This window comes from Parahalioglobus pacificus (genome assembly GCF_014652275.1).
Classification (GTDB): domain Bacteria; phylum Pseudomonadota; class Gammaproteobacteria; order Pseudomonadales; family Halieaceae; genus Parahalioglobus; species Parahalioglobus pacificus.
Genome location: NZ_BMYM01000002.1, coordinates 93,703 through 117,573 on the forward strand (window position 1 = coordinate 93,703; position 23,871 = coordinate 117,573).

A 23,871-nucleotide genomic window follows, 5' to 3' on the forward strand; every position below is an offset into this window, starting at 1 on the left:
GTTCTCGGTGACGTTAAGGGTAGAAGTATCCTATAAATCGTAGATCTAGGACAGGAACCTAGTCTCGTGCCAACTTGGAATTGGACATTCGCTATTGCTTCAACTGTGAGATATAGGACACCGAATATATCTCAAGGTCACAGTCATTTTCATTACCTAAGCGATGGATCTGAATATTTCCAAAGCGAGAGGTTTCTAGCTCTTTGATGCTCGCTATCTTATTCATGTACTCTCTGCTCCTGTCTTCGCTATTGATTGTCGCGTCGGAGCGCCGGAATCTATCCATAAATGCAGATGCGGTGAACAACCGATGTGGCTGGCCATCGCCGATCTCCGTGAGGATATGCCTTGGACTGTATTTCTGTCCTGAGTTGAGTGCATAAATTCTGGGCGTATACACGGTAAACACGTCACCCTCGGCCAGATTCTTCAGGTGCCATCGGTAAAGTGGTAGGCACCTATAGTCCTCCAATTTTTGGGCGTGTACCCGTTTGATTCCTTGTTGCCCTCCCTCGTACACGAGTATCAAAGAAATGACTGTTGCTACGGTCACTAAAGCTGGCTGAAATCGAGAGGAAGGAGACCAGACAATCAGAAAAAGCATCATAAGTGATGGTATCGACATGAGGCCGTAATGGACCGTTTGAAGGTCCAGTGGCCTGGCAAGAATAAACAAAATCGGGCTGCATGCGCTAAGCGCCAGTGCAAATATTAAAATTCGAACGGCACTGACACTCACCTTCTGCTTAATACTCTCGATGGTACTGGAGCGAGCCAACAAAAATATGCTGCTTGGCAATATTGCTGTGTAGAAAAATTCCACCAAGTATCTGTGCATGTAGCCGAAAGTAGCATCTGTTTGGAAACGCCCACACCACGACTCACTTTCGCAACTAGCATTCGTTAGCAGCTTTTGCACCATGTCAAAATTCTGAGGATAGCCTAGTAGCCCGAAAGCCATGGCCATTGCAGGGATGAAGAACAACAAGTCTTTAACCTTTGAGCTAGACAGCCAAATCAGAGGCAGAAGTCCAAAGATAGAGAGAATAGCGGTGGGCTTTCCCTGCACTGCAATTCCAAAGGCGACGCCAGAGAATAAGAGCATCATACTTGATGGCCTGCGGAAGATATGGGTTAGGAGTGCTAGTGTCCCCAGCCCAACGAAACCGGCTACCATGATGTCTGGATAGGCCCTCAGCATCCAGCGCGACGCTGTTCCAGACAGGATTATGGCTACGAGCGGTAGAGCCCAAGGCCAAGAAACTCCAAAAAGTCTGAAGAAAGAATAGGTAAAAGCTAGGAATACGAGAAAGTTCAAACAAATCAGCGCAAACAAGACACCGTCAGTTGGGTACCCGAGTTCGATCTGTAGATCGGTCAGTGGGCTAAATAAGATCTGAACAAAATTTCCCAGCTTGTAGTAACTGCCTCCGTATCCAATCCAGCCTCTTTTTATGAAAACCGAGGACTCCTGCGTTGTGCCAATATGCAGGGTAGAGTCCCAATTTCTCTCAAAGTGATCTATGGACCCCAACCACACAATATAACAAAGGCCAGCGACGAGTATCGCTAAGAAAGTGATGTTTAAAAGCCTGTTCGTACGCATATGACGTAACCTTGGTCAGCTAGAGAGGTCGCCTCATCGCGCTTGCTCTCTGCACCGGAGCCTGGCTGCGAAAAAGACATGCGCCGCGTGCGCGTTCGCATTTTCTCGATTGCGCCAGCTTCGCGCTGGCCGCTAGTCTAATTTGGTGTATGCACATAGTGAAGATCTGGCTCGGAGTATTCGTTGGCAGTCTCCGCCTCGATGACCAGTTGTCATCACAACTAGGTAACTGAGGAGGAAGCTACTCCCCTCCGGCGAGCCCAACAACCAAACGAGATGTTACTATTGCTTTGTACTCAACCGGGGCATGTGTCGGCCTATCATCCTACCGGCGCTGCCAATGACTGATTATCTATGGAACAGACTGAGCTTATTTTCTTGATATCGCAGCCTCGAAGCGGGTCGACTCTTACGCAGAGATTGATCGCCACTCATGAAGAGGTGTTTACTCGCAGCGAACCGTGGCTAATGCTTCGCGCCGCTCAGAACATCATTATATACGGAGCATTTCGCGCTGGTCGATGAAACGCTCGCACGATCAAAACACCTCTATATATTCCGACGTAGTGAACCTCTCGACACCTAAAGTGCTGGCCCATCGTGTACAAATATGGCGGAATGATACAGATAGGACCGCAATCGGTAACCCTGCTCACTCAAACATCGATATACAGGATTACAGTCTGGTTTGAGTAAATCTAGCCCCTTGATCTCAACAACAATGTTGGAAGGTTTGTAAAGATGGAAAGGAAAGGACTGGAGAATTCGTAGTTCATGGTGCTCTACATCGACTGTCAGTAAGTCGATTTTTTCAAACTCACCACTTCGCTCCCCTAGCAAAGATTCTATCGTCATAACAGGCACTTTAACCTCAGCTATGAGTTTCGCCCCCAAAGCGGTGGCGTCTGTTATATTTCGCTCCTCTAGCGAATTGAATGCAGGCTCATCAAACATGTAGTAAGTGAGGGAGCCTGGCTCCTCATTGTCCGAAATGGCAACCTCGAGGTTAATATCTTTGGGTCGTAGATTCTCGAAAGCCTGCATTCCACCGGGCAAAGGGTCAATATTAATCCCGCGCCAACCACGCTCATAGAGCTTGTATGTGTTGGAAAACCTGGTCGGGTGGTGCGCTCCAATATCGACAAAGAACCCAGTTGAGTTGCGGTTGAGACGAGCTACGATAAGGTCCTCGCCCTCTTGAGCGTAGGCGTCTTGCGGGACTATGTCGTCGCAAAAATACTCATTTTGCAGCTTATCTATCAATCTATTAAGCTCTTGGTAGTCCGCTTGGTTTAATGTGTGATAGATGCGCAATAATCCGGACCAAGTGTCTCGTGTCATTGACACCTTGCCCCGCTGTAAGTAGCCGATATTGTTGACTTCTTGGAGCACATAGCCGAACTGCTTGACCGTAACTTTGGGCGCGTCCCTATCTCCATGGATTGATAGCGATTCAAGCTCAAGCTTTACAAGAGCGGAAGCGACAGCTCCCCTCTCTCGCACGCCGACGGCGTCTGAGACGAGAAACTCCGAGATCGTTTGCCCAGAATCTCTTCTAGCCACCAAGTAACGTAATGCTATAAGTATGAGTTTTACGGTGTCAGCTAATCGCTTTATCATGGGAGAATCCTACACGCCTACCATCTTCAACTTACGAGCTCGAGCTGGTTCCGCACGATCGCTCTAGAATTATTGCATGATAGGTCCTGTACAACTTCCGTGCCTAATCAGCATAATGAGAGGATTCGCAGACGTTTCTAGTTACGGCAGCTCGCTGAAGTCGAACTGCTGCAACGCATCGCGTCGCCTGAGATCGTTACACAATAATCCTAAAAGTGCTTGACTGCCATGAAGCCAGCAATCGTTGTTATTGCATACAATCGTCTCGATGCCATGAAGAGACTTTTGCACTCTATCCGTGCGGCCGAATTGCCGGGGGACACCACCCTAGTTGTGAGTGTTGACTATAGCGGCGATCCTGAAGTGGCCGAATGTGCTAAAGCGTTTGAGTGGCAGCATGGCGAAAAACGAGTCATTGCACATAATTCCAACCTTGGCTTACGAGCTCACGTACTTTCATGCGGAGACCTTTCGCGGGTTTATGGATCAGTAATTCTGCTCGAGGACGATTTGTATGTTTCTCCCTTTTTCTATCGCTACGCTTGCCTCGCCCTTGACCGGTACTGCAGTGACGATCGCATCGCGGGGGTCTCGCTATATACTCATCGGTGGAATGAGACCGCCTGCCAGAAGTTTACTCCACTGGAAACGTCCGAGAGTGACACATTCATACTGCAACTTGCTTCTTCATGGGGCCAATGTTGGACGAAAAAGCAATGGGAGGGCTTCATAACCTGGTATGGCGATAATTTAGATTGGCCCATGAAAGGTACAGAGTGGAGGGGTAAGGAAATGATACCCGGCGATGTGGCTCGATGGCCCGATTCCTCCTGGAAGCGCTATTTTATTCGGTATCTAATTCAAACTGACCGCTATTTTGTTTACCCAAAAAAATCATACTCCACGAACTTTTCAGAGATCGGTGTGCACCACACCAAGAAGCACTCAGTGTTGCAGGCTCCTCTCGAGATTCGACATAGACACCTCAACCTGCTTCCGTTTGATGAGATCTTTGAGAAATATGATGCCTTCTGTGAGCTTTGCCCCGACTCTCTCAAGCGACTGGCCCCCTTTCTGGATGAGATCGATTTAGAGATTGATCTCTATGGCCAGAAGCCGCTCTCTAAATTGAGCCGAGAGTACTTACTAACCATCAAAAAGAGTACAAAACCAACTCATTCCTTCGCTATGGACTTGAAGCCGCATGAACTCAACGTTATTCATAACCTTGGCGGTGACCATTTTCATATTAGTGCGAAGAAGGACTGCGAGTCAGCCACAAAAATTTCCTACATTGACAGAGCACGCTACTACTTTGACATTCATTCCCGGTACGATACTGAGCTTTTGGCTGAGACAACTTTACGGAACTCGCAGTCTGGCAAGTCCAGGATCACCGTTAGATTTCTCCGGAGGCTAAAGCGCATGGCGGAAAAGACACTTGGTTTTTTCTAATTGAATTGAAGTAAGTGGCTTCCTCTGAAAAGTTTTCAATACACTGCGTAATTTGAGCGAAATCCGAATTTTTTATCGCTGGTTATCAAGCTCCGATTCGAGCGACACAAATCTGCAAATAGGAATAGGGATAGGGATAGGGATAGGGATAGGGATAGGGATAGGGATAGGGATAGGGATAGGGATAGGGATAGGGATAGGGAATGTTAAGCCAATCGATACAGTCCATAAGGCAAATAACGCGTGCTTTTGCCAGACTTCTGAAGATCTTCATTTCTGCAGAAAAACCTCGGATAGTCTACTATTTGGATAACTTCCCTAAGACTTCAGAAACTTTTATCCTCAATGAAATTGCGGTCCTTAAAGACATGGGAGTTGAAGTCGAGATCGTTGCGTTCAATGATCCTAAAGAGCCTCACGTCAATGCTTTGGTGCTTAAGCACGCATTGCCACAACACACCTACTATATTAACGCACAGAGTTTTCTCGATAGGGCTTGCAACCAGCTCGTTGCATTGGCGCCCGCCGTTCTCCACTCTCATTTTGCTTACGAAGCAGCATGGTCGATGGTTCGACTAGCCCATCGCTATGGGCGCTCGTGCTCAGTCACAGCACATGCCTACGATATATTTAGGAGCGATATTTTACGTAGAGGCATAGCGGCGCCAGTGCTAACTGGAGTTGATGTCGTAATAACGCCCTCTCACTACAATAAGCGCTATATACACCAGAATTTTAAGATTCCTCTCGGGAAGATTCATGTAGTGCGTGCTAGCATTTTTCTTACAGAAGACGCGACAATCGGAGTCCAGAACGACGTCGTCTCGGCTGGAAGGCTAATAGAAAAAAAAGGATTCGTTACCCTTCTGGAATCCATGGCTTCACTACAGGCATCTCATCCCATTAAACTTAAAACCCTCATCATAGGGGATGGGGAGGATATGCGTGATCTCAAAGATTTCGCACGAAAGTTGGGCATTGAAGATACTGTTGAGTTTGCAGGAGAACTCACCAATGAGGAGACGATCGCTAGGATAGGTAGTAGTAGAATTTTCGTACTCCCATGTTGCTTCGCGGCCGACGGCGATGTGGACGTTTGTCCTCTTGTGATTCAGGAAGCTATGGCTATTGGAGTTACAGTCGTTTCTACCAATATCGCTAGTATTCCTGAGTTGGTTGAAGACGGTATTTCTGGCTTGCTTGTTCCTCCATCGTCCCCCGTCGAACTAGCGCAGGCAATAAAACGGCTTTTGGATAACAGTGAGTTAATGGCAACACTCAGCAACAACGCAAAGAAAAAAATAAAACAAGATTTCGACGTGGAGCATCAGACAGCTGAGCTAGTGTCCATCTGGCAGAAAGAACTGGGCTTGACCAAACATGACTGATTACTTAATCAGCATTGTTACTCCGATCTTCAATGGAGCCAAGTTCATTCGTGAAACTCTAACTCGCCTCCATCGGCAGCTAGAGGGGATTGAGAGCCGAGTCCAACATATCATTGTCGACGGCGGCTCAACCGATGGGACCGTCCAAATCATACGAGAGCTGACTAGCACACGAAGCAATACAATATTTATATCCGAGGACGACAACGGCCAATCAAATGCGATGAACAAGGGAATCATGCTTGCGCAGGGACAAATGCTTTCCTTCCTCAACGCAGATGATTACTACGAAAACAACACACTACGTAGGGTCTTGGAAATAATTGAGGCCGTGAAACTTACTGAAGATCTTTTCATTGTCGGTAACACACGGGTAATCAACGCGGATAAAGATGATTCGCTCATATCGATCAATCGCCCCGTTCACTTTGGCTTCCCAGCGACGCTGGAATATTGGCGATATGCTGTTTTCCCAGGTAATCCGACAGCATACTTTTATCACCGAAATCTGCATCAGCTTGCTGGTTTGTATAACGTAGCGGAGCACTACGCGATGGACTATGAGTTCCTTTTAAAGTCATCAAAATACGCACGGATCATTTACTTCGATGAAATATGGGGCAATTTCCGTTACTACAAAGGCACTAAAACCGAAGAAAGCGTTACCTCAGGCATGAATTTGGTCAGGAGGCAGCGCATAACAAACTCCGTGCTCAAGAACGAGCCAAAAGCAGTGAGATTCTCTTTTAAGTTTAAAGAAGCGGTTTTTAAGGCTAGGCATAGTTTCAAATAACCCGAACAACCAAGTTTCTTGCATTTAAAGACTAAGAGTCACCGCTGATATACACTCACCACGGACAGACAACCTCGGGACCCACCTCCCCTTGGCAGGGTGCCTATTCCCTTAAGAATTTAGTAAGCGTGCCGAATGTTTCGAAAAAAATGCAATATCTGTTCGGGTAGAAAGTTCGTGCCCGGATACAACGACCGCCTAAGCACAACAGGGCTTGCACCACAGTGTAAGAGCTGTGGTGCCGTTGAACGACACCGGATTGTCAGAGCATTGTACAATGCTCTCGAACCCCTCACCTCGGAAATGCGAGTTTTACAATTCGCACCAGACAACACACTAGTTCCCGATAACTTCCTGAGTTATACGTCGTCGACCTACAAAGGTGAGAACTCCCTGGACATGATGCACACAGGGTTGGCAGACAGTACTTTTGACCTAATTGTATCGAATCATGTCATAGAACATGTACCAGACGACCTGAAAGCCCTGTCAGAGTCTCTTAGGCTTGTGGGCAAAAAAGGTATCGTGCATGTCTGCGCGCCCACACCGGCTGATACACCGGAAACCGTCGATTGGGGGTTTCCTGATTCACAGAAAACACAACATTATCGTAACTATGGAGCCGACATGGGGTGTCGGCTGCTGGAGTGTGATCCTAAGTTAAACTGTTTTGCAGTCTTTGGAATTGACTCCATTACACGCGTCTCGGACGTGGTGTTTTTCTTTTCTCGCGACAATAGTCGTCTCAACGACTTTTTGGCAAGACTTCAAGCCGCTGGATTTATGTGCGTATACTTGCAGCTCGCAGGCAAGTAACCCATTGCTATTCAGTTGTAAAAAATCGTACTTTGACTTACGTCGCCGTCGCCGTCGCCAAAAATCGTCGGTATTGTTCAACTATGTTGCATAGAAGAATATTTAGTGGAGGCTACCCGAGCTGTTAACTGGCAGGGAAAGGAACTAGGCGTCATATCTCTCGTCGAAGAACACGGCAGGGTTGGATTAAATGAAGCCTAAGATAGCATTTTAGCCATGGCTTTAAGGCTTTAGACATCATTGACTGTTTGTATAGAGACCATGGGACAGTGCCACACAGACTCCTTGGCTTTTTATGCTGAAAGTCAGGTGTTACGTCGCAAACTTTCGAGGGGCAAGAGAAATCACCCAGCGCCTCCTCACTCGTGCTACGGCGGGAGAGTTTTCTAATCACCTTGGGTAAAGATGCTGGAACTTGATACCCCTCTGCTTTTGCAAAGCACGAACGCTATGTCCCTCACCCAAGCAAATGCTTTAATTTCCGCCATGCCCTCACTGGGAACGTCAGCATTTGGTCAACTGTCCTCAGCCAAGCGTATGTGTGAAAAGAGTTCTTCCAAATAAACTTAAGCAAGCCGTGCTCGAAGATAGCCCTTACTCCGTAGCGATTATAAACAACCCGAAGCCAATCGAATCGGTTCCGGATCAGGTGCTGATGGCCATATCCTCCCAGCTCGTAATTAACTATAGAGTGATCAAGTTTCCTATAGTTATCTCCGTGAAGGTGAACCAAATCAAAGTACCAGTTGAGTTCGGCCTTGAAACGATATCGGGTGTCGTATAAAGGCACCCAAGCTCGCCGCACAAAAAGCGCCTGATGACAAACGACCCTGGTACCGAATTGCAAAAGCTGCTCTTCCGTGAATTCGTACGGGCAAAGCATAGAGCTTGGACCGGTTTCATCGAAGATTGTGATGCCACCATAGATTATGGGTGGCAACAGGCTTACGGGAGAGGAAAATACCGTATCAAGTGCGCATTCAGAACTAAAACAATCTCCTGCATTCAGAAACTGGAGATAATCACCCCTCGCCGCAGCAATGCCCTTATTCATTGCATCATAAATTCCCTCATCCGGTTCGCTAATGCAGTAGTCGAGGCGTGAGGAGTAATTTTCTAAAGACTCGATTGTTCCGTCGGTAGAGGCTCCATCTATGAGGACAACCTCATAATCTTGATAGTTCTGAGAAAATACGCTGTCTAGCGTTCTCTCGATGTCGCCGCCCGCATTAAACGTGACTATTACGATGCTGAGCGTCGGCAAAGTGGGCCTCCTGGAATTATCGTTTCTTGGTCACAATGCTCAGTGATCTTGACGCGCCACGCTCATGCAGCCTGCGCTGTAAAGCACTATTAAATTCCAAACCGTATAGCCCCAGACATTCGTCCCATTGCTCTTGAGACCTAAACACCACATGTGGTGCTGGCCTCTCCTCCTCACCGACGCAGATTTTGTCATGAATCAGAAAAACTCCACTATCACTAAGGTGGTCGCTCACCACTCGAACCGCCGCTCGAAACTTTTGGTTGCTAACTAGATGAATAAATACCGTTCTCTCTAGGATTATGTCGAACCTAGTGCCTCGTAGCGCAAGAGTCGTGAGATCTGAACACTGAAAGTTGCCATTTGGATGGCTACTGGAAGCAATTTCTATTGCCGTTGGGGAAACATCCACCCCAACGTATTCCAACCCTCGCTCTATGATCGGTGGCGCCATCATTCCTATGCCGCAGCCCAAATCAAGAGCTTTCCCGCCTGAGGCGACTCCTAGGCTGTCCAGTATCGCTGCCATTTGCTGTCTGGCGCGCTCGTAGATAGCGTCATTCTGAGTGCGAGAGAGTGAAAGGTTGCCAACTCCTTGGGAATTCTCACGAAAATCATCATGACGCTTTCTCCAATAAGCATTTGTGTCAAGTTCCGTCATGTAGCGATCCTTCAAGAAGTAAACCATTAGGGTTCAAACTAGAAATAGTCTCGATGCTTTTTCAGGCGACTACTTCGCTTGATAAAAAAGAAGTCGCCCCCCGTCAGTGCGCTGTCATATGGTCGGTACCTGACATCCACAATGTCGTAAAGGACGAAACTGTGACGCTCCATATATGCAATTAGCTGAGCAGGTGTTGTCCTGTGTTCGTATGCATCAAGGCAGCCAAACTCAATAATACACAACTCGCAGTGTGCCAGTGCCCGCGTAGCACCTCGCAGCGCTGGCAGTTCCGCTCCCTGTAAATCGAGCTTAATCAAGTCCGGCAAAAGGCCGTGCTCTTCGCAGATATCGTCGATCGTGCGCACCGCAACATCCAGCCGTCGCGTTGCCTCACCCTGCACGTGTCCCAACAACGATGAAGCCGCCAAGGCGGTGGTTTCGTTTCCGTGCTTCGGGTTTTCCCAAATGTTGAGCTGCATGGTGTCGGCCTTTTCACCCACAGCAGCTTCAACCAAGCTAGTTTGCGCTGAGAATGCGGCCGTATGCTCCGCAATCCGGGGGTAGAGCTCGCTATTGGGTTCAATCAGTATCAGTTGGGCGTCGGGGAAAATCTCATGCACTTCCTGGGCCCAGCGGCCTATAAAGGCCCCGCAGTCAAAAACCACGCCCGGTTTATATCCGAGGCTGGCAACGTGCGCGAGTCGGGCCTCGCAGGTTGGAAGAGCGTGCTCAACACGCACCTGTACCTCGGGCGCAGGCAAGATCATCCGTTTTATCTTGCGAGCCGCTTGTCGAGCGATATTCATTAGCACCTCAAATCATGGCGGGGTCGTTCGGTCGAAATCATACACAGCAGCGGTGAGCAAAGGAACCGAGCCGCCAAATTTGTGAGGCCATAACCGTGTGAAGCCCATGGCCCAGAAACTCGCGGGCATTCGGGGCGAGTATTGTTGCCAATCTATGAGATACTCCGCACTCGATCCAAGATTTGCAGAGCAGTAACGCAGGAAGCAACACATTATGGCCACCACGGGCTACCTAAGGGAGCACTCGAGCGTACTGCTGTGGTCCATGCGGCTGTTCGATGTGGGCCTCTCGCTACTGTGCTCATACGCGGCCTTTATGGTGGTATTTGAGGGCAATCGCGAGCCGCCAAGCTACTTGCTCTACCAACTTGCCATAATCATGGCCCTCCTACTGCAGCTTGTTGTTTTCCACGTGTCGGATCTCTATCGACCGTGGCGGGGTGAAGGTCAGCTCAAAGAATTCACCCAGCTCTTTCTAGCCTGGCTTGTCGTTTTCGGCATTCTGGTGTTCCTCGCCGTCATTACGAAAACTTCCTCAACCTTCTCCCGACAGTGGCTACTGATGTGGTTCACGGGCGGACTTGTAACCTTGATGGCGTCTCGCCTTGTGCTCCGAGGTGTGCTTCGACAGCTGCGGGCGAATGGCTACAACCTGCGGCATATCGTCGTGCTCGCCAAAGGGGAAGTCGGCGACCGTGTGCTGGATAACCTGGCTACCTCACCTGAAGCCGGCTTGAATGTATTAGGCTATTTTTCGCCAACCGATGCTAAATCCGAAACTTTCAAGGGGCGCACCGGCACGCTCGATGACGGGCTTGAATATATCCGCAGCCACAGGGTGGACCAAATCTGGCTAGCGATGCCCCTTCGTGAAGAAGACGAGATTCAACGCATGCTGTCTGAGCTGCGCGATATCACGGCAGATATTCGTCTTGTGCCTGACTTCTTTGGGTTTCGCCTGATCAATCATTCCATTAGCAACATTGCTAACATGGCCGTTGTTAATGTGTCGGTTACGCCCATGGATGGGGTCAATCGATGGGTCAAGGCCGTGGAGGATCGGATACTTTCGCTGGTGATCCTTACGCTCATCAGCCCCCTTCTACTTGTGATTGCTATCGCCGTAAAACTCAGCAGCCCAGGCCCGGTGTTTTACCTACAGGAAAGGGTCAGTTGGAACGGTAAGCGTTTTAACATGATCAAATTTCGATCAATGCCAGTCAACGTAGAGTCTGAGTCAGGGCCCGTATGGGCGTCTGCGGAGGAGCAGCGAGCCACTGGAGTGGGTGCCTTCCTCAGAAAAACCTCCTTGGATGAACTGCCCCAGTTTTGGAATGTTCTGATGGGCGACATGTCCATCGTGGGGCCGCGCCCCGAGCGACCTGTTTTCGTTGAAAAGTTCAAAGATGAAATCCCGCGCTATATGCAAAAGCACAAAGTGAAGGCCGGCATAACAGGCTGGGCGCAGGTGAACGGCTGGCGCGGCAACACCGATCTCGAAAAACGTATTGAGTACGATCTCTATTACATTGAAAATTGGAGCCTGGCTTTCGACATCAAAATCATTCTGATGACGGTAGTCCGGGGTTTCATCCACAAAAACGCCTACTGATCCAAACGAGGGTGGTACACAACATGGCCAAATATCTGGTAGTCGGCGCTGGTTTCAGCGGCGCTGTCATAGCACGCGAGTTTGCCAGCGCGGGGCATAGCGTAGATGTTGTGGATGCTCGTAGCCATGTTGCCGGAAATTGCCATACCGAGAGAGATGCTGATTCTGGCGTTATGGTGCATAAATACGGGCCGCATATCTTCCACACTGATAACGAGCGGGTCTGGGAATACCTTAACCAGTTCACCACCTTCATGCCCTATACGAATCGAGTTAAGACAACCAGCGGCGGCAAGGTGTATTCCCTTCCCATCAACCTGCTCACCATCAACCAGTTCTTTGGTAAGGCCATGTCTCCAGATGAGGCGCGGGCATTCATTGAATCTCAGGCCGACATGAGCATCAGCAATCCAGAGACCTTTGAAGAACAGGCATTACGTTTTGTCGGGCCCGATCTATACGAGGCATTTTTCAAAGGCTATACCCAGAAACAATGGGGTTGCTCGCCCACTCAACTGCCGGCCAGTATCCTTAAGCGCCTGCCGCTGCGCTTCAATTACGATGACAACTACTTTTTCCACAAGTACCAGGGCATGCCAGTGGATGGCTACACCGCCATCGTTGAGGGCATCCTGGACTGCCCGAACGTCAGTGTGACCCTGAATCACGACTTCGAGAAGTCACAGGGCAAGGGCTATGACCACGTTTTCTATTCGGGGCCGCTGGATGGCTATTTTGGCTACTCAGAGGGGCGGCTGGGTTACCGCACACTGGACTTCAAAGAAATCAGGGGCGATGGGGACTATCAGGGCTGTGCGGTGATGAATTACGGCGATGAGTCGGTCGCTCACACTCGCATCGCTGAACACAAGTATTTCTCCCCTTGGGAGGCGCACGAAAAGACGGTGTGTTTCGCAGAGTACAGTCGCGCCTGTGAAGAGGGTGACATTCCCTACTACCCCATTCGATTGACCGAAGAGCAGGCACTTCTTAAGCATTATGTAGACATCGCCAGCAAAGCTTCGAACGTCACTTTTATGGGGCGCCTGGGCACTTACCGCTATCTGGATATGGACGTCACAATCGCAGAGGCACTCAGTGCCGCTGATCAGGCGCTCGCGCTTATCGCAAAAAAGGAACCTATTCCGCCATTCTTCACACAGCCTCTCTAGCACTATGACCGAACCAAAGCAGCTTGTCGCGGTCATCGTGACATTCAATCGGCTGGACAAGCTGAAAGTCACACTCTCGCACACCCTTGCGAATCGCTTTGCCCACATCGTAGTAGTCAACAATGCATCTACTGACGGTACCGACCAATGGTTGGGCAGCCTCGCAGATCAGCGGCTTCACGTTATCCACAGCGAAAAGAATCTAGGCGGTGCCGGGGGCTTTCACATCGGCTTTAAGTATGTCTCAGAACAGCTCAACGATGCAGATTGGCTGGTGTGTTTCGACGATGATGCTTACCCCGAAGCCAACGTGGTAGACGTCTTTGAGTCGCTGGATATCCCCGATGGGGCGGGCAGTCTGGCGGCTGCAGTGTATCTGCCCGATGGAGAGCGGATCAGTGAGATGAACCGTCCCAGCAGAAATCCCTTTTGGCATCTCAGGCACTTCCTTGGCACAGCAGGCAGTGGGCGCAAAGGCTTTCACGTGCGCGACTCCGATTACCTTGCATCGGGCCACATAGAAATTGACACGTCGTCTTTTGTAGGGTGCTTCGTCCGCGTGCGGAATATACGGCAGGGACTGATCGGACTACCGCGCAGCGAACTATTCATCTATGCCGATGACGTCATCTATATTCTGGAATCCCGGAAGGCAGGCTTCAAACACCTGTTCGTTCCAGCGCTTCGCTTCCGACATGACTGTGAAACGCTCATCGACCAACAGGACGTGTATCACCCGCTATGGAAAGTGTATTACACCTATCGGAACCGTCTTGAGCTATACCGCATTGCGTCCACGTGGCTTTACCCGTTGGTTCTGCTGGTCAAGATACCCAGTTTCCTGCTGACGGTGCGTCACTATGATCCTGCAGAACGGGGCACGTTTTTGAGGCTGGCGAGAGCGAGCATCATGGATGGATTACGGCGTGACTACAGCAAGCCTCACACAGAAGTGCTTGAACTCGCTAAGGTTGAGCAGAGCTAGTCTACTGACGCAGCGAATCTCGGTACTCGCTCAATACAAACTCGGGCTCGCCTTCCAGCCTTAATCGGCCCTCATCGATCCAGATGACCCGGTCACACAGGCTTTTCACCTGCGCGTCCGTGTGAGAGACAAAAACGACGGTTTGGTCGCCGCTGATGCGCTCCCGCATTGCCTGCTCAGCCTTGGCTCGGAATTCAGCATCACCCACACTCAACACCTCGTCGACGAGGAGGATATCCACATGCGTCAGTAGCGCCGTGGTGAACCCAAGGCGGGACTTCATGCCGGCGGAGTAAGTCTTCACCGGCTCCTCAAAGGAGTCGCCCAGCTCAGAAAACGCCTTTATCTCCTCCAGATAGCTCTGGGCTTCAGCTTTGGAGGCACCCTGCAACATCGAAGACAACAGTGCGTTATCCCTGCCGCTAAGATCAGGCTTGTGCCCCAGACCTATCGTCAGCAAAGAGGCGGTCTTACCGGGGTACTTAATGACAGTGCCACTTGTGGGGCCGAGAATATCCGCCATGATGCGCAACATTGTGGTTTTACCCACGCCGTTTCTGCCAATAATTCCGAGGGTTTCGTTCTCGTACAACTTGAAGGAAACGTCACGCAGCACATGGTGGATGCCGTCATCAAAGCTGTCCTTGCTGGCCTCGAAGTTCAGAGAGACGTTCTGCAGTTCCAGCATGACTTTTCGCTCATTCACCCCAGTCACGTGAGCACCTTGAGCGCCAGGTAATGGGTGTACCTGCGCATGAGATAAACCATTGCTACGATGACCGCACAACACACCACACCCAGTACCAACAAATGGGCGAGGTCAGGTGAGCCCTTGTACATCAACACCTGCCGGTGTGTATCGATCAAAAACGCTAACGGATTCAATGTGAGCAACCAATCGGCCTTCTCCGCATTCTTTACGTCGCGGACATCCCAGAAAATGCCGGAAGTGAACAGCAGGAATGTCATCCCCAGGGGAATGAACTTCTGAAAATCGCGCACCATACACACTAGGTATGCGCCCACGAGACTGCTGGCCACAATGAATAAGTACATCACCAGCAGCACCGGGAGCATCCATAGCCAGGATAATGCCGGGTATATCCCAAACACCGCCAACAGAAACACCATTAACAGATACACCGTGGATTGCCGATATAAGCTTTCCTGCACCGCCGACATGGGCCAAATGGACTTCGGCATCTTCACCTTTCCAATAAGCCCCTGACTGGAGACGATACTACCTGAGGCCTGAACCACCGTTTTGGAATACCAAATAAACGCGAATTTGCCCACGGCAAGGAATACGATAAAGTCGCCCGATTTTTCGCCATTATCGAGAATCAGCGCGAACACAATGTAAAACACGCACACCCACATCAGCGGCTCGAGGAACCACCAGAGCACGCCGAGCTTATACTTTGAAGTGTCCGCCTTCAAAAGCATTCGTGCCTGCACATCGATCAGGCTGAAGTAGTGGTTAAGTGTCATGAATAATTTCGAATATAGATTTCACTGGCCCATGTCACATGAGCACGCTGGGGCGGGAGTCTATCAAATTAGCCGGTCTCAGGAAGCCGAATCTGTCGGGGTGAACGTTCAAGTCCACTACCAGCTCCATGGTCAAGCCGGCTTGAATGTGACCGCCTGATTGAGGCGCCCGTTATTCGGCCTATTAAGAGGTCGGCCTGACTAAATCGGGCGCTCCAGTAGAAACCCTCCAAAAAGCCAATAGGCTGGTAACCAGCAGTGCCGGTACAACGTAAATCAGCGCTCGGTTCACCTGGGTGAAATCGAGGGCAAAGCGATAACGGTCAGTGAACACATAAACAGCGACGATAAACGCTAGACCCAGCCACGATGCCATAGACAGATAAAGTGAATCCACTGGCCACTGTCGCGTCACGATCACTACTACAAGCATTACCGCAACCAGGTACCACATCAGATTCCACTGAATCATTTCCAAAAGGGTCTCTACAAATGCAGCCCCAACGGGATGAACATTCAGGCTATATCGCCCGATGTAGGGAACATCGATCTGATCCGCACTAATTTCAAGCCGGCCTATGCCTGGCATGGTGATATCCACACCGATTACGAGCACCGCAGCCGCCAGCACCCCCGCTATTCCGGCGAGCCCTACGAGCAATTTAGTAGATATTCCCGTGGCGCTAAGCACCGCAAGTCCTAACAGCAGCCCGCCGAGCACCAAGCCGGGAATTTTCAACGTCATGCACAGTACAGCCATCGCCGCTGCCAGCGCCAACCATCCGAGCGATCGTGTGTTATGAAATACGTTGAGTGCCAATGCACCCCCGGTGAATGCCGCAGCTACCCACAGGTCCGAATAACCGCCCAGCGCAGTGTGCACATTCAGATATGGCAGGCTTAACACAAGATAAGCAGCTACGCATGAAGCCGCGGTGGAAGCAGTGAGCAGGCGGACGTGGCCAAACACCACCAAGCCCAGACTGATCAACGCGAGTAGCCAGGGAAGCTGCAAGGCCGGTGCCTCTGCGGTACCCGCACCCAGCTTCATCCACAGCTGCAGCAGCGGTACGGTTTCGGGGTACCGCCAGGCGTTCCCTGCGCCAGCGGTATACACCAGTGACTCCGACTTCAACCAATCAGATGGACTCACCCAGGGGGTAAGCTCTCCGAAGTGATACCAGACCATGGCCTTCGGGTCCCAGTTCATCCAGGCATCCCAAGGGAACAGCGGTCTCAGCATGATTTCCTGATAAAGCGTAACCAGTCGCCAAAGTATGAGAAGGGCCAATATGGCAATCACTACGCGGGCAAGAACCGTGAGTGATGTGACGCCCCCACCCGCTGGTGCCATTGCCCGAAACTGGCTCAGCTGAAGCACAACCGGTATGACTGTAAGCACCGCAACGCCCGCAGCAATGCCCACAAAGGACTGCGACAAACCCGAAATCGCCCAAAGGCGCATGAGCAGTGTCAGCAGCAGTACACCCAGCAAGTAGCCATAACCCAGCACCAGAGTTATCGAACTCGAGAATGAAGACAGCGGCTGCGCTTGAAGTGACAAACTTAACAACAAGCGCGCCCATGCTGCCCCCATCACCCAGGGAAGGAAGAGCGCAGTCACTAAACCGAGGAAGGATACGGACTCAGTCATCAGCCGCCCCCCTTACGCGATAAACGCTGCCCAGAGGGTGACTATCCAGGCGCGACGCCGGTACATCGTGCGTCTGCCATGTAAGCTGCTGCGCGGCTTCGTCGTATTGCAGCTCTGGGTTCTCCCCCAGAGCCAGTATGACGTCACCCTCTCGCAGGTTATTCACCCTTGGCAGCCGGTCATAGTTATGAATGTTGTGCGGCAGCAGGAAATACTGCAGCTTCAGCCGTCGGTACGTCATGCGCGGTGTGTTTTCCAGAAGAAACACGCGTGTGCCCACCTCCGGCATTACCTCCCGCTGAAGGTGTTGGGCATATTCGTAGAGGTCAGGACTCAAGTCCGCGCGATGCCGGTCCGGCATAGACTTGCCTGCAAACTGATAGCTGGTGCGCGCAAGCTGGGTAGACAGCTGGAGCTGCCACAGGGCATCCAGCGCCAGCCAAGGCACCAGAATCACCGTCGCAAATGCTGTAGTCATGGCCAGCGGAGTGATGCGCGACACAATAGCCAGAATGATCGCAGCAATCAGTGACCACGCGGCGAACAGCGTTGTTGGGTATTGCAGTGCAGAAGGCATAATGCCGCGGATGGCATTAATTGAACGATGAGACCACCCTCTAAAACCCGTCCATTCGTTCCAGATGACAGCGGCCGTTGAGGCAATGCTCACTGGCGTGAAGTGCATATTGTCCAAAGTAAACGGGGTGTCGCCGACGTCTCCGTAAACGCCTAACGCAACCGCGGTGACTCGACCACGCCAATCGGCGCTTTGCCGCAGGTTGAACCAATAACGGCCGTCTCGCGCCTGTTGCAACGGCAAGCCAAACACAGCGCCGGGCCTGTCTTCCACGCGCCAATAAAGTACCGTATTCAGGCTGGCTTGCAACCCCCGCACGTCCAACCGCAAGAAAGGCAGCTGCTCTGCCTGCAAATCAACCGTCGCCTCAAGGATGCCTTCGCCATTCTTTAACGCGAGTAATACACTGCTGTCGTCCTCGTACCGGCCCTCATCAAACACCAGGGGGCGAAAGTCGCTGCCGGATAGCGCAACCGACCGCGCAGGCTCACCCGCAATCTCTAACGAGTACGGGTTCAAAAGCTCGAAGCTCAGAAAATAACCACCCCCCGTACAGAAAGCAGCCAGAACCAAAGCAAGAAAGGCAGTCGCCAGCGTCTTCAATTGAATGTTTCCAGCCACTGTATACATCCGTGTCAGATTTGGTTTGCCGCGTTCAGAGGATGCGACATAGGCTATTGGCTTTCCCCACATTCGTTATCGCATGCCCAGTCGCGCATGTTGCGACTCATTACCCCACTTAGTCTACTCTCACTTCCCATAGCCGTCGCGTTATCTAAACATCGCAGCAGCTAACCAAGTGGATAAAAGCGGCCTACGATGCGCGTCATTGGCCGCTGCACAGCCTGAGAACGCAGTCACTACAGGCATGCTCACTTACTCAGCGCGGCGCCCGAGGAAAAGTTCGACTGCACTTCCTGGCACCATACTGCAGACCTGCCCTCATATACCGAACTCGCACGCGCGCTGATGGTTTACACTGCTCATATCGAGGGATATAGGAAAGTAAGCATGAGAGTGTCGAAAATCCTTACGACGGTCGCTGTGATCGTACTCGCAACGAGCTCGCTTCCAACGTGGGCGCAGCCCGCCCTGGTTTTCCAGTCAGACTTTGGTCTAGAAGAGCCCGCCGTCGCTTCGATGAAAGGCGTCGCCTATGGCGTCTCGCCAGAACTCAACATATTCGACAACACCCACGAAATACCGGTTTTCAACATCTGGGAAGCGGCATATCGCTTGAACCAGGTCGCCAACTATTGGCCGGCGGATACCGTGTTCGTCTCGGTTGTCGACCCGGGCGTGGGCACCAACCGAAAATCCGTGGTCCTGAAAACCAGGAACGGTCAGCTATTTGTAACGCCCGACAACGGGAGCCTGACACTGGTCGCCGAATCGTTGGGGATAGACGCAGTGCGGGAAATCGATGAAAGCAAGAACCGGCTTAAAGGGTCGGAGCGCTCTCATACCTTTCACGGGCGGGATGTCTATGCCTACACCGGCGCCAGGCTGGCCGCCGGAGCGATCAGCTTCGAAGAGGTTGGCCCCTTGCTCAAGCCCGAAGTCGTTAGCATCAGCTACCAGAAGCCCGAGATGACTGATAAGGGCATTATTGGCAGCATCCCTATTCTCGATGCGCACTTTGGGAATGTTTGGACCAATATCAGCGCCGATCTCTTCGACACGTTAGGGGTATCTGTGGGCGAAACCGTTCAGGTAAGAATCCGGGAGGGCGACACAGTGCTCTTTGAGCAGCGCGTTGAATTTGTCAGTTCCTTCGGCGGTGTTGCGCTAGGTGAGCCGGCCATTTACGTTAATGACATCCTCAACATCGGCCTCGCACTCAATCAGGGGAACTTTGCCGAGCAGTATTCGATTCAGCCAGGCGGTCAGCGCGTTATCGAGTTACACCCTTAGCTAAGCCGCCACCGCTGGGCCGCTCCGTCAGGCTGTGGAGCAGCCACAACTCCGACCGAACGGCGAAATTCTAGGCCGCAAACGCCTTGGCACAGGCAGGCCTGGCCAACAGCCTGTCCGCATAGGCACTGAGATTTGGGAAAACCTCATCTGTCACGATACCCAGACGCTTCGACATAATGCAGGCATGGCCAAGCATCGTATCGGCCGCAGAGAAGTCGCCAATGATGTAGTCGCGGCCTGCCATTGCCTCTTCCACGGGCGCCCATGCTTTTGCCAGCAAACGCTGAGCCTGTTCGCGCACCGTCGCATCCTGACGGTCCGGCGGCAGCAACAGCGTGTGCACCACGATGGTATTGACGGGCGGCATGACCATGCCTTCGCAGTAGTGAAACCACTGCAGATACTCCGGAAATGCAGGGTCATCCACCGCTGGCTTCAAGCCACCGTTCTTGTGCCGCTCCAGGATGTATTCGGCGATGGCGCCGGATTCAAAAATACTCACATCACCGTCTTCCAGAACGGGCACCCGTCCTAGGGGGTGCCGTGAACGGTGCTCATCGGACTTCAGATCCTTGGGGTGGAAGTCCATACGGTTTAGCTCGTAGTCCAATCCAAGCTCCTCTAACAGCCAAAGGGACCGGCTGGCGCGGGAGTTCGGGGCGAAGTGCAGTTTTAGCATGAGAGTCCTTGCGGCGTTTAAGCGCGTTTATACTAGCGCGCAGATTACGCGCTGCACGCACGCGGGCCAAGTCCTTTGAAACTGGAACCTATGCATCAGGCCATGGTGCCCGGAGTAAGCTTGAAACCATCACCGCTAGCCACGAAACGACAGCCTTCGTTCTCAACAGAGACCGTAAGCCGCGCCCCGTGCTGCGCAAGCGAGCCGCGCTCAGAGAGCGGCAGAATGCATGTAAGAAAAAGAGTTCAGTTCACATGACCACCAAACGCCCCAACCCACTGGACCGATTTGCTAAAGACCTTCCCACTGGGAAGCTGGAATGGATTGGCCTGCGCAGCCGCAGACGCGCGCCCATGACCGAGGTGCAGCGTGTGTTGGCGATCGCTGACCGGGGCCTTCAGGGGGATCACCGCACCGAGAAAACTCCGGGATCTGGGCGTCAGGTCACACTGATCTCACGTGAGTTCATTCAACAAACCCAGCATTTCCTCGGGGAATCAGATATTCATCCCGGTCGATTACGGCGAAATTTGGTGATCAGCGGTATCAACTTGCATGCGTTGCGGCATCAACGCTTTAGTATTGGTGAGGCGCTGTTTGAGGCCGGTGCGCTCTGCCACCCCTGCTCGCGCATGGAAGCCGAACTGGGCAAGGGTGGGGTCGCTGCAATGCTAGGCCACGGCGGCCTGTGCTGCAAAATCATCATCGGCGGCGAAATCGCCATTGGCGACGCTGTGAGGGTGGAGGCAGCACCTATCACAGACGACCTATTCACTGGCTGAGAACTAGTCCAGCCGCCAGGTACGTTCGTAGATCACTCAAAGTACCCGCGCAATGGTATTCGTACCGCTGCGCCGGTGGTACTGCGACACAGGATCGCTTGAATTTGCGAGCGTATACTGGCAGCGTTCGCAGACTAAAAAAATAAACCAGGTGGGGCCGTTCAGGCTATCAGCCCGATGACCTCACCGCTCATTCTCATCGATAACAGCAGTAGGGATATAACGATGATTAACCGCAAGCAAGCACCCGCTCTCACCCGCAGTCCGCTGACGGTGGCCCTGGCCGCCGCAGTGGCATCCACAACACTGTCTACCACCGCTAGCGCCCAGGATCCGGCGCGCGGCAGCGCCGCGCTGCTGGAAGAGGTGGTGGTTACCGCACGGAAGCGGGAAGAAGGCGCACAAGACGTACCTCTGTCTATCAGTGCCTTCAATTCAGACCAAATCGAGGCCCTGAAGGTCCGCGACCTGACCAACCTGCGCGTTGGCATGCCCAATGTATCGCTGGAAGACATTGGTACGACTCGAGGCACCGCAAACTTCTCGATTCGTGGTCTGGGCATCAACAGCTCCATTCCCTCCATCGACCCCGCAGTGGGCGTCTTCGTGAATGGCGTGTATCTGGGCGTTAACAACGGCATCATCTTCGATATCTTCGACTTGGAAAGCATCGAAGTGCTGCGCGGCCCTCAGGGAACGCTGTTCGGCCGCAACGTGACCGGTGGTGCCATCCTGATGAACACCAAGAAGCCCGGTGACGAGCTGGAAGCCACACTGCGCTACTCCATTGAGGCCGGTGACGAAGGCGGCACAAGCTCCATTTACCAAGGCGCGGTTGGCGGCCCCCTCACCGATACGATTGGCGGTCGCCTAGTCGTCTACTACAACGACGATGACGGCCGTTTTGAGAATGATTTCAACGGCGACGACTTCGGCGAAATCGAACAGAAAATGGCGCGCGGCACCGTAACCTGGGCCGCCACAGATACCACTGATTTCACGGTGATGTACGAGTACAACGAAACCGATGGTCAAGGCCCGGCAGCACAGTCGCATACCAATGGCCGCGGCGTACCTGGCTTCTTCGTGAACAACGATCGTGACTCATTCGACTTCAGCATCGACGAAGAAGGCTTCCAGGAAAACGAGACCAACTTCATCACCGCGCAGTTGGATCAAGATGTCGATTTTGGCGAGGGCACCATCACCGCCATTTACGGCTACCGTGACTACGAAGGCACGGCCACTATTGACGTAGACGGCCAGCCCATCTGGATTTTCCACGCCCCTTCCTGGCTTGACGCCGAGCAGCAGTCTTTCGAGCTGCGCTACAACGGTCTGTTCGGTGAGCGCGCGAACGTCACCACGGGCGTGTTCTACTTCGACAACGAAATCAACTACCACGAGCGCCGTAACCTGGTTGGTCTGGACGAGAACGGTGCGCCAGCACCCGTCGGCCGCGCAGTGGGTCCCGCTGCGGTATTCGATGGCGGTGGTAACTACAATGTAGAGAGCTACTCGGTCTTTGCGCAGGTGGATTATGACCTGACAGAGCAGCTGACCCTGACTGCGGGCATCAACTACAGCTCAGAGGACAAGGACACCGAGATCAAGTCGCTGTCTAACCTTGGCCCCTCCTGTAACGTCGTTACCGAAGACCCGGCAGCCTGCCCCTTCGACTTCGTTGATGATGAGAGCTGGGATAACTGGGCGCCCAAGCTGGGTGCCACCTACGCACTTAGTGATGAACAGGCCGTGTACGCGCACTGGACCCGGGGCTACCGCTCAGGTGGCTATAACCTCCGTAACACCTCCTTCAACCCTGCGGACATCCCCGGACCGTTCGATGAGGAAGAAGTGAACAACTACGAGATCGGCTATAAGTCTACGCACTCATGGGGCCGCCTGAACGCTGCGTTCTTCTACAACGAAATCGACGACATGCAGCGTGAGCTGAACACGCCAGGACCCATCGGCACGATCCAGCTGGTGCGTAACACAGCCGATGCCACCATTACCGGTGTAGAAGTTGACGGTACCTTTAGCCTCACCGACAACTTGTTGCTGCTCGCCAGCGTCGGTTACATCGATGCGGAGTACGATGAAGTACGCGAAGACTTGAACGGTGACGGTTCGGTGGATCGCGGCGATGAACGCCTCGACATTCCGCGCGCACCAGAGCTGACTTACTCCATCGGCCTGACCCACGATCTGGATATCGGCAGCTGGGGTTACATGACCTCACGCCTGACTTACTCCTACCGTGATGAAATGGCCTATACCGACGACAACAATGGCTTCATCGACGAGCTGGAAATGCTGGACGCTGGTCTGGACTTCTACTCCAACGATGGTCACTGGGTGTTCTCGCTGTACGGTCGCAACCTGCTGGATGAAGTCAACCACGGCGGTGATACGCAGCTGCCTGACTCCATCGGGGGCGTACCTGTGGGCGGCACCTTCTCGCCATTGACCCCAGGTATCCGTTACGGTGCGGAAGTGGTGTATAACTTCTTCTAATTGTCAGCGACAGCCAGAGAGCCCGCGGCACGCAAGCGCCGCGGGTTTTTTATGCCTGAAGCGGTGATTG

General features: G+C 52.2%; 21 protein-coding genes. 11 read left to right on the forward strand and 10 right to left on the reverse strand.

The annotated features are described in order from the left end of the window. Window positions 1–91: 91 nt before the first annotated feature. A complete protein-coding gene (locus IE089_RS09175) occupies window positions 92–1,108 on the reverse strand; it encodes a hypothetical protein (protein ID WP_189477522.1) in 1,017 nt (338 codons plus the stop codon). An 852-nt stretch (window positions 1,109–1,960) separates the two neighbouring features. Here IE089_RS09175 and IE089_RS15850 point away from each other — a divergent pair. Then, a complete protein-coding gene (locus IE089_RS15850; protein ID WP_189477523.1) occupies window positions 1,961–2,131 on the forward strand; it encodes a sulfotransferase in 171 nt (56 codons plus the stop codon). Between the two features lie 57 nt (window positions 2,132–2,188). Here the strand turns inward: IE089_RS15850 and IE089_RS09185 are convergent, their stop codons facing one another. Then, window positions 2,189–3,226 carry an FkbM family methyltransferase gene (locus tag IE089_RS09185; protein WP_189477524.1) on the reverse strand — a complete coding sequence of 346 codons (1,038 nt, stop codon included), beginning with the start codon at window positions 3,224–3,226 and terminating at the stop codon, window positions 2,189–2,191. A 228-nt stretch (window positions 3,227–3,454) separates the two neighbouring features. Here IE089_RS09185 and IE089_RS09190 point away from each other — a divergent pair, with 228 nt between their 5' ends. The 4 genes from IE089_RS09190 (at window position 3,455) to IE089_RS09205 (ending at window position 7,678) form a co-directional block, all read left to right on the forward strand. Further along, window positions 3,455–4,681, forward strand: a complete 1,227-nt coding sequence (locus tag IE089_RS09190) for a glycosyltransferase (RefSeq protein WP_189477525.1) — start codon at window positions 3,455–3,457, stop codon at window positions 4,679–4,681. Between the two features lie 203 nt (window positions 4,682–4,884). Next, the gene (locus IE089_RS09195; protein ID WP_189477526.1) at window positions 4,885–6,069 is read left to right on the forward strand and encodes a glycosyltransferase family 4 protein; all 1,185 of its coding nucleotides are present in this window, start codon (window positions 4,885–4,887) and stop codon (window positions 6,067–6,069) included. Further along, window positions 6,062–6,862, forward strand: a complete 801-nt coding sequence (locus IE089_RS09200) for a glycosyltransferase (protein WP_189477527.1) — start codon at window positions 6,062–6,064, stop codon at window positions 6,860–6,862. Before IE089_RS09195 ends, IE089_RS09200 begins: the two co-directional genes overlap by 8 nt. Before the next feature lie 270 nt (window positions 6,863–7,132). Continuing rightward, on the forward strand, window positions 7,133–7,678 hold the full coding sequence (locus tag IE089_RS09205; RefSeq protein WP_189477528.1) for a class I SAM-dependent methyltransferase: 546 nt from the start codon (window positions 7,133–7,135) through the stop codon (window positions 7,676–7,678). Window positions 7,679–8,135: 457 nt separating this feature from the next. On the opposite strand, the gene IE089_RS09210 is transcribed toward IE089_RS09205, so the two are convergent. Genes IE089_RS09210 through IE089_RS09220 form a run of 3 tightly spaced genes read right to left on the reverse strand, consistent with a single transcriptional unit; the run spans window position 8,136 to window position 10,412 of the window. Continuing rightward, on the reverse strand, window positions 8,136–8,942 hold the full coding sequence (locus tag IE089_RS09210) for a glycosyltransferase family 2 protein (protein WP_189477529.1): 807 nt from the start codon (window positions 8,940–8,942) through the stop codon (window positions 8,136–8,138). A gap of 16 nt (window positions 8,943–8,958) precedes the next feature. Then, complete coding sequence (locus IE089_RS09215) at window positions 8,959–9,603, reverse strand: class I SAM-dependent methyltransferase (RefSeq protein WP_189477530.1); 645 nt, start codon at window positions 9,601–9,603, stop codon at window positions 8,959–8,961. Between the two features lie 38 nt (window positions 9,604–9,641). Continuing rightward, window positions 9,642–10,412 (reverse strand): FkbM family methyltransferase, encoded by a 771-nt coding sequence (locus IE089_RS09220; RefSeq protein ID WP_189477531.1) that lies wholly within the window; start codon window positions 10,410–10,412, stop codon window positions 9,642–9,644. Between the two features lie 214 nt (window positions 10,413–10,626). Here IE089_RS09220 and IE089_RS09225 point away from each other — a divergent pair, with 214 nt between their 5' ends. Genes IE089_RS09225 through IE089_RS09235 form a run of 3 tightly spaced genes read left to right on the forward strand, consistent with a single transcriptional unit; the run spans window position 10,627 to window position 14,181 of the window. Further along, window positions 10,627–12,024 carry an undecaprenyl-phosphate glucose phosphotransferase gene (locus IE089_RS09225; RefSeq protein WP_189477532.1) on the forward strand — a complete coding sequence of 466 codons (1,398 nt, stop codon included), beginning with the start codon at window positions 10,627–10,629 and terminating at the stop codon, window positions 12,022–12,024. Window positions 12,025–12,047: 23 nt separating this feature from the next. Further along, the gene (gene glf / locus IE089_RS09230) at window positions 12,048–13,196 is read left to right on the forward strand and encodes a UDP-galactopyranose mutase (RefSeq protein WP_189477533.1); all 1,149 of its coding nucleotides are present in this window, start codon (window positions 12,048–12,050) and stop codon (window positions 13,194–13,196) included. 4 nt (window positions 13,197–13,200) lie between these two features. Further along, complete coding sequence (locus tag IE089_RS09235; protein ID WP_189477534.1) at window positions 13,201–14,181, forward strand: glycosyltransferase; 981 nt, start codon at window positions 13,201–13,203, stop codon at window positions 14,179–14,181. A 1-nt stretch (window position 14,182) separates the two neighbouring features. On the opposite strand, the gene IE089_RS09240 is transcribed toward IE089_RS09235, so the two are convergent. From IE089_RS09240 to IE089_RS09255, 4 genes are all read right to left on the reverse strand, one after another. Then, entirely contained in the window at window positions 14,183–14,896 is a 714-nt protein-coding gene (locus tag IE089_RS09240; RefSeq protein WP_229802696.1) for an ABC transporter ATP-binding protein, read from the reverse strand. After that, window positions 14,893–15,672 carry an ABC transporter permease gene (locus IE089_RS09245; RefSeq protein ID WP_229802697.1) on the reverse strand — a complete coding sequence of 260 codons (780 nt, stop codon included), beginning with the start codon at window positions 15,670–15,672 and terminating at the stop codon, window positions 14,893–14,895. Before IE089_RS09245 ends, IE089_RS09240 begins: the two co-directional genes overlap by 4 nt. Before the next feature lie 184 nt (window positions 15,673–15,856). Next, complete coding sequence (locus tag IE089_RS09250) at window positions 15,857–17,326, reverse strand: hypothetical protein (RefSeq protein WP_189477535.1); 1,470 nt, start codon at window positions 17,324–17,326, stop codon at window positions 15,857–15,859. After that, the gene (locus IE089_RS09255; protein ID WP_189477536.1) at window positions 17,319–18,524 is read right to left on the reverse strand and encodes a hypothetical protein; all 1,206 of its coding nucleotides are present in this window, start codon (window positions 18,522–18,524) and stop codon (window positions 17,319–17,321) included. The genes IE089_RS09250 and IE089_RS09255 overlap by 8 nt, the downstream gene beginning before the upstream one ends. A gap of 390 nt (window positions 18,525–18,914) precedes the next feature. Here IE089_RS09255 and IE089_RS09260 point away from each other — a divergent pair, with 390 nt between their 5' ends. Further along, window positions 18,915–19,817, forward strand: coding sequence for an SAM hydrolase/SAM-dependent halogenase family protein (locus IE089_RS09260; protein ID WP_189477537.1), 903 nt, complete (start codon window positions 18,915–18,917; stop codon window positions 19,815–19,817). 70 nt (window positions 19,818–19,887) lie between these two features. Here the strand turns inward: IE089_RS09260 and IE089_RS09265 are convergent, their stop codons facing one another. Beyond that, the gene (locus IE089_RS09265) at window positions 19,888–20,499 is read right to left on the reverse strand and encodes a glutathione S-transferase family protein (protein WP_189477538.1); all 612 of its coding nucleotides are present in this window, start codon (window positions 20,497–20,499) and stop codon (window positions 19,888–19,890) included. Window positions 20,500–20,753: 254 nt separating this feature from the next. Between IE089_RS09265 and IE089_RS09270 the strand changes: the two genes are divergently transcribed. Together IE089_RS09270 and IE089_RS09275 are read left to right on the forward strand one after the other, a co-directional pair. Then, the gene (locus IE089_RS09270; RefSeq protein ID WP_189477539.1) at window positions 20,754–21,281 is read left to right on the forward strand and encodes an MOSC domain-containing protein; all 528 of its coding nucleotides are present in this window, start codon (window positions 20,754–20,756) and stop codon (window positions 21,279–21,281) included. A 225-nt stretch (window positions 21,282–21,506) separates the two neighbouring features. Further along, on the forward strand, window positions 21,507–23,801 hold the full coding sequence (locus IE089_RS09275; RefSeq protein WP_189477540.1) for a TonB-dependent receptor: 2,295 nt from the start codon (window positions 21,507–21,509) through the stop codon (window positions 23,799–23,801). Window positions 23,802–23,871: the final 70 nt, after the last annotated feature.